Source organism: Alkalibacillus flavidus (assembly GCF_040545925.1).
GTDB classification, from domain to species: Bacteria; Bacillota; Bacilli; order Bacillales; family Alkalibacillaceae; genus Alkalibacillus; species Alkalibacillus flavidus.
In genome coordinates this window covers 51,861-65,845 of the sequence record NZ_JBEPMX010000001.1, presented here as the reverse complement: position 1 = coordinate 65,845, position 13,985 = coordinate 51,861, and the positions used below count along the sequence as shown (strand labels likewise).

The following is a 13,985-nucleotide window of genomic DNA, read 5'->3' as shown; positions in this document are numbered from 1 at the left end:
TTACTTCGACTCCTTTTCTTTATATTCTTCCATCTGCTCTTCTAAGTTTTGTGGAAGTCGGTCGTACATAATTGACATTAAGTCTGTTACTGACTGTTTATCTTGTTGGTCAGCTTGTTTAATCGCAGCTTTAATTTCTTCTTTTGCTGTTTCGATCACTTCATTTTCTTTTTCTTCAGACCATAAATCTTTCGCTTCTAAATATTTACGGAAACGAACGAGTGGATCACGTTTCTCCCATTCGTCATCCATATCTTCTGTACGATAACGAGTTGGGTCGTCACCAGCCATCGTGTGCGGACCGTAACGATACGTCATCGTTTCAATTAATGTTGGTCCATCACCATTCACAGCACGTTCACGAGCCTCTTTCACGACTTGGTAAACAGCTAGGACGTCCATGCCATCAACTAAGTATCCTGGCACACCAGTTGCAGCTGCTTTTTGCGCAATCGTATTCGCTGCTGATTGCTTATCAACTGGTACTGAAATCGCAAATTGGTTGTTTTGCACAACGAAAATTGCGGGTGCTTGATATGCTCCGGCAAAGTTAACTCCTTCATAGAAGTCACCTTGAGACGCACCACCATCACCTGTGTATGTTAACGCAATGTTTTGTTTACCTTTGCGTTTCATCCCTAAAGCAACACCAGCTGCTTGTGTAATTTGGGCACCAATGATGATTTGTGGACTTAACGCGTTCACATCTTCTGGCATTTGGTTACCGTGATAATGACCACGGGAGAATAAAAACGCTTGATATAACGGTAAACCGTGGAAAATTAACTGTGGTACGTCACGATAAGCTGGGAGTAAGAAATCTTCCTTCTCCATCGCAAAATGACTACCTAACTGAGACGCTTCCTGACCTGCTGTTGGTGCGTAGAAACCTAGACGGCCTTGACGATTTAACGCGATTGAACGTTGGTCAAGTACTCGCGTATAAACCATACGACGCATTAATTCAACGAGGTCATCGTCTGATAATTCCGGCGCATTGTTTTCATCAACAATTTGACCATCTTCATCTAAAATCTGAATCATCTCGAATTGATCTTCGATACCTTCAAGTGGACTTTTAAAACTCACTCTCGTCACCTCTTCCTTTCATTCATAAAAATATTTTTCCAATCGAAAACGTACTAATTTTGGTTGAGTACCTATCCTTATTATATGTACCCATAATCGATTAGCGTTAATCATAAAAAAACTGTTACAACCAATTGATAACATGAATTAGTACAATAATCATCTAATTAGTAGTTTAGCCTAAAACGAGCTTTTTCGTCAAATACTTTTGATTGTGCGGTCAAACCAAGATTATGAGCCTTTAATTAATCAATCGCAGTCAACTAAACTGTTATAGCAAATCACCTCGTCTGTATTACAACAGTTATACAATACGCAAGCGCTTTATCAAGTCTGTTTACTACAGTCATAATCAATTATTGTGTCAGTTTTCACTCAATATAAAAAACACACGCTTTATTAAACGTGTGCTCTGTCATACAACAACTTATTATGAATCGCTTGAGTTTTCGCTATCTTCATCTGATTCATTTTCACTGGAGTCATCACTGTCTGACTCTTCATTATTCGAATCATCTTGGAACTCAACATTTAAATCAACCGTTTCATAAAACTCTCGCTTCAGTTCATTGAATGATTCCGTTTTGTCGTTGAAAGTCTCTTGTGCGGCTGTAATGTTTTCATAACTAGCATTAATCTCATCAACTTGGTCATTTAGTTCATCTTCTTCTAAATCGTCACTTAATAACATCTCATATAACTCGGCATCTAAATCCAGTGACTTGCTATATGCATCATAAACCGATTGGAATGCTTCGTAACGTTCGTTCATCGTCGTGACCATATCATTCGCAACCGACTGCGCGTCTTCGTCTAAGTCGCTAATATATTGCTCAACTTGGTCGAACTCTTCTTTTGCCGCGTCAATACTCGTTTGTTCTTCATCAAGTAATTCACGACGTTGGTCTAACATACCTTGAGCTTCTTCAACCGTGCTTTCTATTTCGTCCAGTTCGTTCATGTTTACTTCAATCATTTGTTGATAAAGCTCTTGTTCTTGTTGTTCGACTTCGACTAGCTCTTGTTGGGCATTATGAAATGCTTCTTCTTCATTAACAGATGCTTCTAAATGATTGTAAATGTCTTCTGCTGCTTGATTTCCATTACATGCTGCTAAGACAGTAACAAAACCAAGAAGGACTGCCCATAATCCAAGTTTTTTCATGATATTCATTCCCTCTTTCTTAAAATCAATTACCATCAATATATTGTGATTCCAAATATAACATGTAAAGTATATCATATTTCTACAACTAAAAACATAACACTTTTGTTGATGCTTCGAAAAAATTTTATGATAAAATAGTTGACGGTATTCGCAGTTATAACGAAAGGATGATAAATATGATTACGATGGATGATATCGTTCGCGAAGGGCACGATTCGCTCCGCCAAAAAACAGAACCAATGACGTTGCCCCCTAGTGACGAAGACCATCATACATTAGAAGAAATGGTACAGTTTTTAAAAAATAGCCAAGACGAAGAGATGGCTGAAAAGCACAATTTACGCCCAGGTGTCGGTTTAGCTGCACCTCAACTCGGCTTATCTAAACGAATGATGGCTGTTCATTTTACAGATGAAAACGATCGTCATTACAGTTATGGCTTGTTTAACCCAAAAATCCACAGCCATTCCGTTGAACGGACCTATTTGCCAAATGGTGAAGGGTGCCTCAGCGTCGATCGTGAGGTCCCTGGTATTGTGCCACGATACGCTCGAATCACGGTAAAAGCGACGACATTAGAAGGTGAAGACATCAAATTACGATTAAAAGGATTTGCTGCTATCGTCTTTCAACACGAAATTGATCATTTAAACGGGGTTATGTTTTACGATCATATTAATGATGAGGATCCGCTCACACCGCCAGAAGACGCGGTTTCAGTAGATGAGTTAACTTAAGTACATCCTTTATTCGACATGTGCTGACGAACTTTGTCAGCACATTTTTTATATTTATCATTTTATTTATGGTGGCTAACAGTATATAATAAAGGTAGGAAGTGGAACATACTATTGAATAATTTCATTGTACAAACATGCGAACTTAGCGATGTCATATGAAGCTTTAGGGAATACTTTGCCATTTCTTATCACTCCCTCAAGCTTGCCGATGAACTAACCACCCTAGCATTGATCATATATCATACGGAAAGGAGATGTATGATATAATGTTAAAACGGTTACGAGAAAGAATTAAAAAACGTTTAAAAAAAGTCATTGGTTCTAAACAAGGTGCGAGTGCTTAACATCCACCTTTATCAACGCATGACATCCATTTCAACTTATTTAATAATGCTTAAGTGCATTTTATATAGCTATACGGATAGGAATGAGCGCGAAAACAATACAAAGTAAGGAGAGAGACAAATGGTATTCAAAGTACTCTATCAAGAAAACATTCAAGAAGCTCCCGTACGTGAAGAAACAAAAACCATGTACGTTGAAGCAAACTCTAAGCGCGAAGTCCGTGAAAAGCTAGCCGACCGTCCGTATAATATTGAACATGTCCAAGAACTAAGCGAGGCGCATTTAGCCTACGAACAACAATCCGACGATTTTAAAGTGGAGAATCTCTAACGCATGAAATTTGTTAAAAACGACCAAGTTGCGATATTTGCGTTAGGTGGTCTTGGTGAAATCGGTAAAAATACGTACGGCATCCAGTTCCAAGACGAAATTATTTTAGTCGATGCTGGTATTAAATTCCCGGAAGACGAGCTGTTAGGCATTGATTATGTCATTCCGGATTATACGTATTTAATCCAAAACCAAGACAAGATTAAAGGATTGTTTATTACACACGGACACGAAGACCACATTGGTGGGATTCCATATTTATTACGCGAAATGAACATCCCAATTTACGGTGGGAAGCTAGCGATCGGATTACTCCGTAACAAGTTAGAAGAGCACGGTTTACTCCGCAGCGCTGACTTAAACGAAATTCAGGAAGATGATGTGATTAAGTTCCGTAAAACGTCCGTCACATTCTTCCGTACAACACACAGCATTCCGGATTCATTCGGTATCGTTGTGAAAACACCACCTGGAAACATCGTGCATACAGGTGACTTTAAATTCGACTTCACCCCAGTTGGTGAGCCAGCGAATTTATCAAAAATGGCTGAGATCGGTTCCGAAGGGGTTTTAGCCCTTTTATCAGACAGCACGAACAGTGAAGTCCCTGGCTTTACTCTTTCTGAAAGTGTCGTCGGTGAAAGCATTCAAGAGATTTTTGATAGCGTGAGTGGGCGCATAATTTTTGCGACTTTCGCATCGAACATTTATCGACTGCAACAAGTCGTCCAATCAGCGGTGAAGAACAAACGGAAAATCGTCGTCTTCGGCCGCAGTATGGAGAATGCGATTAAGATTGGCCAAAAACTTGGCTACATTCAAGCACCGAAAGACACATTCATTGAACCGAATCAAATTCAAAAAGTTCCAAGTGATGAGCTCGTGATTCTATGTACAGGGTCACAAGGTGAGTCATTAGCAGCGTTATCACGTATTGCTAACGGCACTCACCGTCATATTCAAATTCAACCAGACGATACGGTTGTCTTTTCATCATCACCAATTCCAGGCAACACGATCAGTATTAACCGTAACATCAACAAGCTATACCGTGCTGGTGCTAATGTCATTCACGGTTCATTAAATGACATTCACACATCTGGTCACGGCGGGCAAGAAGAACAAAAACTAATGTTACGTTTATTACAGCCTAAATATTTCATGCCAATTCACGGGGAATATCGTATGTTAGCTGAGCATATTAACTTAGCTGAAAGTACAGGAGTTCCGCGCAAGAACAGTTTCATCATGGATAATGGTGATGTTCTGGCGATTGGCAAAAATAAAGTCGGTGTTGCTGGCAAAATTCCGTCAGGCTCTATTTATGTCGACGGTAGCGGTATTGGTGATATCGGTAATATCGTATTGCGCGACCGTCGCATTCTTTCTGAAGAAGGACTTGTTGTGGTCGTTGTAAGCATTGATATGAAAGAATTCCGTATTACATCCGGCCCTGACATTATTTCTCGTGGTTTCGTCTATATGCGTGAATCAGAAGATCTAATTAAAGACGCACAAGGCTTAGTCGCGAACCACCTTGAGAAAGTGATGGAACGCCGCACGACACAATGGTCTGAAATCAAAAATGAAATTACTGACACGATTCAGCCATTCTTATATGAAAAAACAAAACGTCGTCCAATGATTTTACCAATCATTATGGAAGTTTAAACGAATCATTCCTATCCAACGTAGTAAGCCCCCATAGCCGATTTGGCCATGGGGGCTTTTAATATGAGATTAATCTTCAATAACGAGGGATTTTTCAAAGCGATGAATATCTTGGTCTGCGCCAATTACAATAATAACATCACCTGCGTAGATGACATCATCAGCCATCGGAGATACGTTAATGTCGTCATCACGTTTTATCGCGACAACGTTACAACCGAAGCGAGCACGGATATCAAGGTCGATCAACGTCTTACCGTCCATTTTCTCCCCAGCTTTTACTTCAACAACACTGTGTTCATCTGACAACTCAAGATAATCGAGAATATTACTCGAAATAATGCTATGCGCAATTCGTTTACCCATATCACGTTCAGGGTGCACGACTTCATCGGCGCCGATTTTGTTTAACACTTTTTCATGATAATCATTTTGCGCTTTAACGGTGATCATATCAATACCTAATTCTTTTAAGATCAACGTCGTTAAGATACTGGCGTGAATATTATCACCGATCGCAACAATGACGTGATCAATATTACGAATACCTAAATCTTTCAACGCAAACTCATCTGTTGAATCGGCAATCACGGCATGTGATGCGATATCTTTATATTCATTCACTTTTTCTTCATCACTATCAATCGCGAGAACTTCCATGCCTTCACGCGCTAACTCTTTACATATGCTGGCGCCAAATCGGCCAAGACCGATTACAGCGTACAGATGTTTGCTCATCTGCCTTCCTCCTCTACATTTCTCTGAGGATAGTCTATCATATCAGGTGTACGATGTGTTATGTGTTTTCAATTTTAATCTTTAAATTTCTCCGATACGGCGAAATTTTTGAATTTAACGGCGAAATCTTGGATTCATACGGCGATTTCTGCTCTTTATACGGCGAAAACCGAACGGCTCGTAGTAAAGCCGTTCGGTTCCCCCATTACATTTGTTCTAATGCTTGGAATTGTGATCTGACGAGGCCATAATATTCGCCACCATGTGCCATTAACTCATCATGATTACCTTGCTCCAAGATATGACCATTTTCTAACACAATAATGTTATCAGAATCACGGATGGTCGATAAGCGGTGCGCAATAATAATGGACGTACGCCCTTCTAATAGTCGCTTCAACGCATCTTGGATTTTCACTTCGGTTTCAGTATCAATACTTGCGGTTGCTTCATCTAAAATAATAATTCGTGGGTCAGCGAGTAACGCACGGGCAAACGATAACAACTGTCGTTCACCAGCTGATAAAATATTGCCTCGCTCTTCGACTTCTGTTTCATAGCCGTCTGCCAAACGCTGGATAAATTCATCTGCCCCTACAACTTTCGCGGCATCAATGACTTCCTCATCTGATGCATCCGGACGACCGAAGCGAATGTTTTCCATAATCGTTCCTGAAAAAATAAACGTATCTTGCAACACAACGCTAATTTGTTGACGCAAATCATCGAGTTTAACATCGCGTAAATCCGTACCGTCAATTTTCACTGCACCCTTTGTTGGATCGTAAAAGCGACTGATTAAGTTCGCGATCGTCGTTTTACCAGACCCTGTATGGCCGACTAACGCGACGGATTGACCTGGCTTCATCTCTAATGAAATATCATCTAACGCGATCCGTTCATCATCATAAGCGAATTGCACATTGTCGAATTCGATATGGCCACTCACGTCATTTAACGGTAACGCGTCCTCTTTCTCTTTCACATTCGGCTCTTCATCTAAAAACTCAAAAATTCGTTCTGACGCCGACATCGCCATGAGCAATTGGTTATACATTTGACCAAGACGTGAAATCGGCTCCCAGAACATGCCGATAAATAACGCGAATGTGAAGAATGTCCCGACTGTTAACGAGCCTTGAATAATGAGAAACGCACCAAATCCAAGTAAAATCGCTGTTCCGAACGCGTTACTCATTTCGACGAATGGACGGAACATCGCACTTTTACGGGTTGCCGTTTGCCAACGATCGAAGTTATCTGAGTTTACCCCTTCGAAAAACTCTGTATTTTCGCGTTCTTGAGCAAACGATTGTGTTATGCGAATCCCTTGAATACTCTCGTTTAAGTGCGAATTGAGTCGTGATTGCTGAATCCGAACTTGTTGCCACGAGCGACGGATATTTTTACGAAGCTTCGTTGAAATATAAAACATAATCGGAATAATAATGACAACAGCTGCTGCTAATTGCGGACTTAACACAAATAAAATGACAATGATACTGACAAGCATAATAATGTCCATCAGTAAATTTATGATCCCATTTGTAAACAATTCTTGTAGTGAATTAATGTCGTTCATAATCCGGACGATAATACTGCCGGCTGATTTTTTATCGAAAAATCGGTTCGATAAATGTTGAACGTGTGAAAATAAATGTCGTCTTAAATCGTAAATGACATTTTGACCGAGTAAGTTGACATATTTTATTCGAACCATATTACCAATATAGCTAAATAAGTAAAGAATCGCGATACCGACGACGAGTTGAATGAGTAAATTTGTATTCCCATTATCAATGGCCATATCAATCGCAACGCGCCCGACTAATATCGGAACAACGAGTCGGACGATTGTTGATACGAGCATGGCGATAATCGCAATCGGTAAAATCTTCTTCGAGTATGGTTTCAAATATTGCAATAGTCGCACCATTTGTTGCCAGTTAAACGGTTTATCCACTGCGACGTCTTGCGTATAGTGAAATCGTTTTAAGTGCGGGCTTTGCTGTTTCGTTTCTGTCGCCATGTTAGCTCCCCCCCTCATGCGTGTTGCTTGCCTAAAATGGCTTCTTTATCTTGATATTGAATGTCGTATATACGTTGGTACGGACCGCCATTATCGAGTAGTTCTTCATGTTGGCCTCGCTCAACGACAGCACCTTCCTCTAAGACGAGAATTTCATCTGCATGTTGTAGCGACGAAATACGGTGCGCGATAATAAACGTCGTTCGATCTGACATTACTTCGCGTAACGCCTGTTGAATCTTCGCTTCTGTTTGCATATCGACCGCTGATGTCGCGTCGTCTAGCACGAGAATGCTCGGGTCAATCAAAAGCGCACGCGCAATCGAGATGCGTTGTTTTTGCCCGCCTGATAAGCCCATGCCACGTTCACCTAACAACGTGTCATAGCCATCCGGCATATCTTGAATGAAATCATGGGCTTGTGCTCGTTTCGCTGCATCTATAATCTCATCCATCGACGCTTCCGGATTACCGTAAGCGATATTTTCTTTTATCGTTGTTGAAAATAAAAACGGCTCCTGCAAAACAAATCCGATCTGTTTGCGTAAATCTTTCAACGAATAGTCCGTCGTCGGTTTCTGATCAATATAAACCGTGCCTTGCTCAGGTTCATAAAATCGCGTCATCAACTGTGTAATACTCGATTTTCCTGCACCTGTCGCACCGATTAAACCGACGACTTTTCCAGGTGGTGCATCAAAACTGACATCTTTCAATGCTTCATCATCATCTTCAACGTACGTCAGTGTCACGTTATCAAACGTCACATGACCTTTGACCGTTTCACCTGTCGGCTCTACATCATCGTCTAGTTCCAAGTCTGATTCAAGGACTTCCAGTAGACGCTCGCCTGATGCTTTCGCTTGTGAAAACTGGTTGACGACGAAACCGAAGTTCATAAGCGGGCCTAAAAACATCCATACAAGTGAGAAAAACGCCGTCAATTCACCGACTTGCACGTCGCCTTGGATCACTAAATAACCACCAAACGCAAGTAACGCCACAACACATACATTACCGACGAATTCCATAAACGGCATGTATTTCGACCAAATACTCGCTGTTTTTAAGTAGTGATCGCGGTAATTTTCCCCTTTTTCTTCGTAACGCCCAATTTCGAACTGTTCGCGCGACAACGATTTGACCGTGTTCATACCTGAAATATTTTCTTGTACGCGCGTGTTCATACGCCCAAACGAACGACGAATGCCTAAAAACGCCGGGTGCACCCGTTTATCGAACATATAGACGGAAACAGCTAAAAATGGCATAGCTGCTAATGTTACGAGTGTTAATGGCACGGAATAAAACAACATAACCGAACCACTTACGACAACGAGTGACACAATGCGTAATAATTCGGCAAAACCGAATGATAAGAAAAAGCGGAACCCTTCAACATCCGCGGTTAACCGCGACATCAAGTCCCCTGTCTTTGCATTGTCATAATACTTAAATGATAGCCGTTGCAGCTTACGATATAAGTCATTTCGGACTTCATAAACGGTTGATATACCGAATAAATCACCAAAATATTGTTGCGTAAATACCGATAGCGCTTTAATTCCCATAAGAACTATGAATGCAATAATAATAATTGGTAATAAATTATAATTCTGCTCACCAATCACGTTATCAATCGTTTGTTGAATCACGATTGGATAAGCGGCTGTAATCATCGTCACAAAAAGCATTGAGATCAGTGAAATGATTAAAAACCGCTTGTAAGGCCAGTAATATTGCTTGAGTTTCTTAAAAATATCCAAGCCTTCTTCCCCCACTTTCTTTTGATGAAAATTCTTGCTCTCATAAATATATCGGGTTACGAAATAAAATGCTACCCCTTTCTTTAAATTTTTAGAAAAAAATTATTATTCACATTCTTACTATTAATTTGACTATAACGAATCGCATCATACCGTCGAAACTTGATGATTAACGTTGAATGAATTGTGGTATATAATGAAAAGACAACATAAGGAAGGGGTTAAGGTTATGGAGTTTTTAGATTTAGAAAGTATGATCAGCGCCCTTGTCAGTATTGGCGTGAAGCTATTATTACTTGTTATTGTTTACATGATTGTCGCACCAATCGGTCGAAAAGCGATCTCAAAAGCAATGGAACATGTAGCCAAACGACAAAAATTAAGTGAAGGACGTAAGAAAACGTTAGAAAATCTTTTATTAAACGTGTTTACATACGTTTTATTGTTCTTCTTTATCGTGACATTCTTAGGTATTATTGGCATTCCACTTGCGCCGATCTTGGCAGGTGCTGGTATCGTCGGTCTTGCTGTTGGTTTCGGTGCTCAAGGGTTAGTCAGTGACATCGTGACAGGCTTTTTCATTTTAATTGAAAAACAAATCGACGTTGATGACTATGTAACAGCAGGTGGTCATGACGGTATTGTTGAGGAATTAGGATTGCGTACGACGCAACTACGCGGGTTTGACGGGACACTCCATTTCATCCCAAATCGTTATATTCAAGCCGTAAACAACCATACAAGAGGTAACATGCGTGCCCTTGTCGATATGGGTATTGGTTATGGCGAAAATATTGATGAAGCGATGACAATTTTACAAAACGTATGCGACCAATTTAAAGATGATGAACGCGTCAAAGAAGGCCCCGATGTTGTCGGTGTCCAAAGCTTAGGATCATCAGATGTCGTCTTACGTGTCATTGCCCAAACTGAAAAGATGTCACAATGGGCTGTCGAACGCGATCTTCGTAAAGCGATGAAAGAAGCACTTGACGAAGCAGGCATCGAGATTCCATTCCCACATCATACGATTATTCAAAAAGAAGACAATTAATGTCATAGGACAAGCTCATGTAACACGCATGAGCTTGTTTTAGCTATTCTAATAAACGAGGTGATTCAGATGCGTTATGTCATTATTGGAGGCGACGCTGCAGGCATGAGTGCCGCGATGCAAATCAAACGTGAAGGGACACAAGATGACCACATTGTCACGATTGAAAAAGGTGACTACTACTCATATGGTCAGTGTGGTTTGCCTTATGTGATTAGTGGTGATGTTTCCTCAACAGACGATGTCATCGCAAAACCTGTTGAAGAATTCCGGCAAAAACACGGCATCGATGCCCGTACACGCCACGAAGTCACAGCCGTAGATCCAAATGCAAAAACCGTCTCAGGTATTCATTTAGACACGAATGAACCGTTTGAAATCGAATACGATAAATTGTTGATTGCAACAGGGGTAAGCCCTGTTTTACCGAACTGGGATGGAATCGACTTAGATGGGATTCATTCCATGAAAACCATCCCTGATACGGATCAAATTATGACCGATTTACAAGCGCATCAACCAGAAACCGTCACGATTGTCGGTGGTGGCTTTATCGGTTTAGAAATCGCTGAAAATATGCGTGAAATCGGTAAACACGTCCGTCTCATCCAAGCCGGTAGTCAACTAATGAATCCACTCGACTACGACATGGCTGAACTGTTACACGACGAAGCTAAAAAACATGGGATTGAGCTCATTTTTAACGAATTCGTCCAACGATTTGAAGGTAATGATCGCGTTGAAAAAGTGATCACAGACCAAGGTGAATACTCTACAGATCAAGCTATCGTCAATATCGGTGTCAAGCCTAACACCACATTTTTAAATACAGACGTGTTTAACTTAAACGACCAAGGCGCCATCATCATTGACGACTATATGCAAACAAATGTGGCTCATGTTTATGCAGCAGGCGATTGCGCAGTCGATTTCAATCGCGTGAAACAACAAAACGATTTCGTTCCACTCGGCACAACCGCGAATAAACAAGGGATGATCGCCGGTTTGAATATGACTGATCAACCGAAAGCATTTCAAGGCATCGTCGGGACGTCCATCTTGAAATTCTTTGACCTGGATGTCGCTCGGACTGGTTTGTCTGAAAAAGAAGCCGAATCACTCGGATTTGATTATGCTGTAAGCCAAATCAAAACGAATGCTGTTGCGGGTTACTATGACAAACAACCGCTTCATTTAAAACTTGTGTATGAAAAAGACTCACGCCGATTACTCGGAGGCCAGGCGGTCGGAACAACGGGTGCAGACAAACGCATTGACGTATTAGCAACCGCCCTTTATCACAACATGACAACCGTTGAACTACTCGACCTCGATTTAGCCTACGCCCCTCCGTACAACGGCGTTTGGGACCCCGTACAACAAGCAGCGAAGAAAACATTATAATCATAGTCAATCTACCGGCATACAGTTGTCGGTAGATTTTTTTATTAAATCGTGTGACATTTTTCGTAACAGGCTTGAATTTTTCGACGATTCATAGAACAATAGTGATAAAGTCTCTGTCATTTGCTACAATGAATTAGGACATACGTATGAGATGAAAACATAAGGAGGATATTGTCGTGGGCCATAACAAATTTCGCTTCAGTTTAAGGTTGAAACTCGTCTTATTCACAACGATTCTAGCTATTATTACATATACGACGAGTGGTTTTTTTATTTATGTACTGTATGACATGATCGCCGATTATATTAACATGTCTGAGTTCACTTTTACCGTTATTACGCTATTACTCGGTATTATGTGGTCTGGTATTTTGGCATATTTCGCAGCACGCATTATCACTGACCCATTAAACAAATTAGAAAGGGTCGCAGCCAAAGCATCTGAAGGCGACATCAATCATCAAGTTGACGTCAAACAATCCGATGATGAAATTCGTGCTCTTAGCCTATCATTCAATAATATGCTGACGAACTTAAAATCGATGGTGCATAACATTGACGACAACTTTAAACAAACCCAATCAACGGTAACCAATATTACCGATCGTACGGATCACGCATCTGATCAAATCGAACAAATTCGTGCAACCGTGGACGAAATTGCTTCAGGTGCAGAAAATACGTCATCAGCGATCCAAAACACGGCCGAAACGATCGAAAACACGACGCATTTAGCTCAAGAAGTGAAAAACAAAGCCGAAACGTCGAAAGATTCATCCCAAACGATGCTTGCGACATTAGATGAAAGTAAAGAGCTAACCCAATCGTTAATCAGCGGCATTAATGACTTAGCCGACCAACAAGAATCGTCACTTGAAACGTTCAATCGCCTCGTCGATAACGCAAACAAAGTCGAACAAATTACTTCACTTGTCGGGGAGCTTGCTGAACAGACGAACTTGCTAGCGTTAAACGCCTCCATCGAAGCGTCTCACGCTGGCGAACACGGGAAAGGCTTTGCTGTTGTCGCTGAAGAAGTACGCAAACTAGCTGATCAAAGTACAAAAGCCGTGGATGATATATCGGGCTTAGTATCGAATATGCAACAAGACGTTCAAGCCATGACGACTGTTATCAATAGCCAAGTCGACCAAGCAAACACCGAAGCATCGAAAGGATCACAAACGAGCGAATCAATTATGAAGATGTCAGAATCGATCAATACAGTGGCAGATGAAGTAACAGAGATCTCATCCTTAGTCGACCAACAGTTACAGTCGCTTGAAAATACATCGCATCAGTCACAAGAAGTCGCAGCAATCGCCGAGGAAACATCTGCAGGTACCGAAGAAGTCACCGCAACCATTCATGAACAAGCCTCACTCATGTCTGACATTAGCGACATGACGCATGAACTGATTAATCAAGCGAACCAACTGAACGAACACATTCAACAATTTCAATACGACGAAATCGATAACGACACTAATAAATGATTGAATTTTTCACAAAAGTGATCGAATGCTCGCATAAACTGCAAGAATCATGATTCAAACTGCAAGATACGAGTCAAAAAGTAAGAGAATCATGTTTTAAACTGCAAGAAACAAATCAAAATGTGATAGAATCACTCTAAAAGGAGTGATCG

Annotated in this window: 11 protein-coding genes; 6 read left to right on the top strand and 5 right to left on the bottom strand. The window is 40.9% G+C overall.

Annotated elements, in window-relative coordinates; all coding sequences use genetic code 11:
• Both pdhA and ABID56_RS00330 read right to left on the bottom strand, forming a co-directional pair.
• Nucleotides 1-1,044 (bottom strand): pyruvate dehydrogenase (acetyl-transferring) E1 component subunit alpha, encoded by a 1,044-nt coding sequence (gene pdhA, locus ABID56_RS00335; protein ID WP_354218977.1) that lies wholly within the window; start codon nt 1,042-1,044, stop codon nt 1-3.
• A gap of 475 nt (nt 1,045-1,519) precedes the next feature.
• A complete protein-coding gene (locus ABID56_RS00330) occupies nt 1,520-2,254 on the bottom strand; it encodes a YkyA family protein (RefSeq protein ID WP_354218330.1) in 735 nt (244 codons plus the stop codon).
• Between the two features lie 179 nt (nt 2,255-2,433).
• Here ABID56_RS00330 and def point away from each other — a divergent pair, with 179 nt between their 5' ends.
• The 3 genes from def to rnjA all read left to right on the top strand — a co-directional run bounded on the left by def (nt 2,434) and on the right by rnjA (nt 5,343).
• On the top strand, nt 2,434-2,994 hold the full coding sequence (def, locus tag ABID56_RS00325; RefSeq protein WP_354218328.1) for a peptide deformylase: 561 nt from the start codon (nt 2,434-2,436) through the stop codon (nt 2,992-2,994).
• A 468-nt stretch (nt 2,995-3,462) separates the two neighbouring features.
• Nucleotides 3,463-3,672, top strand: coding sequence for a DNA-dependent RNA polymerase subunit epsilon (locus tag ABID56_RS00320; RefSeq protein ID WP_354218326.1), 210 nt, complete (start codon nt 3,463-3,465; stop codon nt 3,670-3,672).
• A 3-nt stretch (nt 3,673-3,675) separates the two neighbouring features.
• Entirely contained in the window at nt 3,676-5,343 is a 1,668-nt protein-coding gene (rnjA, locus tag ABID56_RS00315; RefSeq protein WP_354218325.1) for a ribonuclease J1, read from the top strand.
• 69 nt (nt 5,344-5,412) lie between these two features.
• Here rnjA and ABID56_RS00310 read toward each other — a convergent pair whose 3' ends face one another.
• From ABID56_RS00310 to ABID56_RS00300, 3 genes are all read right to left on the bottom strand, one after another.
• Nucleotides 5,413-6,081 carry a potassium channel family protein gene (locus ABID56_RS00310; protein WP_354218323.1) on the bottom strand — a complete coding sequence of 223 codons (669 nt, stop codon included), beginning with the start codon at nt 6,079-6,081 and terminating at the stop codon, nt 5,413-5,415.
• 205 nt (nt 6,082-6,286) lie between these two features.
• Entirely contained in the window at nt 6,287-8,110 is a 1,824-nt protein-coding gene (locus ABID56_RS00305; protein WP_354218322.1) for an ABC transporter ATP-binding protein, read from the bottom strand.
• A 14-nt stretch (nt 8,111-8,124) separates the two neighbouring features.
• On the bottom strand, nt 8,125-9,876 hold the full coding sequence (locus ABID56_RS00300; protein ID WP_354218321.1) for an ABC transporter ATP-binding protein: 1,752 nt from the start codon (nt 9,874-9,876) through the stop codon (nt 8,125-8,127).
• A 229-nt stretch (nt 9,877-10,105) separates the two neighbouring features.
• Here ABID56_RS00300 and ABID56_RS00295 point away from each other — a divergent pair, with 229 nt between their 5' ends.
• From ABID56_RS00295 to ABID56_RS00285, 3 genes are all read left to right on the top strand, one after another.
• Nucleotides 10,106-10,930: a mechanosensitive ion channel family protein gene (locus tag ABID56_RS00295; RefSeq protein ID WP_354218320.1), complete on the top strand. Its 825-nt coding sequence runs from the start codon at nt 10,106-10,108 to the stop codon at nt 10,928-10,930.
• 69 nt (nt 10,931-10,999) lie between these two features.
• Nucleotides 11,000-12,334 carry an FAD-dependent oxidoreductase gene (locus tag ABID56_RS00290; RefSeq protein ID WP_354218319.1) on the top strand — a complete coding sequence of 445 codons (1,335 nt, stop codon included), beginning with the start codon at nt 11,000-11,002 and terminating at the stop codon, nt 12,332-12,334.
• Between the two features lie 179 nt (nt 12,335-12,513).
• A complete protein-coding gene (locus ABID56_RS00285; protein WP_354218318.1) occupies nt 12,514-13,833 on the top strand; it encodes a methyl-accepting chemotaxis protein in 1,320 nt (439 codons plus the stop codon).
• The last annotated feature ends 152 nt before the right edge of the window (nt 13,834-13,985 follow it).

Bases quoted from the DNA above. Each gene is read 5' to 3' on its own strand.
- def (WP_354218328.1), top strand. From the start codon at position 2,434: ATGATTACGATGGATGATATCGTTCGCGAAGGGCACGATTCGCTCCGC.
- ABID56_RS00310 (WP_354218323.1), bottom strand. From the start codon at position 6,081: ATGAGCAAACATCTGTACGCTGTAATCGGTCTTGGCCGATTTGGCGCC.
- rnjA (WP_354218325.1), top strand. From the start codon at position 3,676: ATGAAATTTGTTAAAAACGACCAAGTTGCGATATTTGCGTTAGGTGGT.
- ABID56_RS00320 (WP_354218326.1), top strand. From the start codon at position 3,463: ATGGTATTCAAAGTACTCTATCAAGAAAACATTCAAGAAGCTCCCGTA.
- ABID56_RS00290 (WP_354218319.1), top strand. From the start codon at position 11,000: ATGCGTTATGTCATTATTGGAGGCGACGCTGCAGGCATGAGTGCCGCG.
- ABID56_RS00330 (WP_354218330.1), bottom strand. From the start codon at position 2,254: ATGAAAAAACTTGGATTATGGGCAGTCCTTCTTGGTTTTGTTACTGTC.
- ABID56_RS00305 (WP_354218322.1), bottom strand. From the start codon at position 8,110: ATGGCGACAGAAACGAAACAGCAAAGCCCGCACTTAAAACGATTTCAC.
- ABID56_RS00295 (WP_354218320.1), top strand. From the start codon at position 10,106: ATGGAGTTTTTAGATTTAGAAAGTATGATCAGCGCCCTTGTCAGTATT.
- pdhA (WP_354218977.1), bottom strand. From the start codon at position 1,044: ATGATTCAGATTTTAGATGAAGATGGTCAAATTGTTGATGAAAACAAT.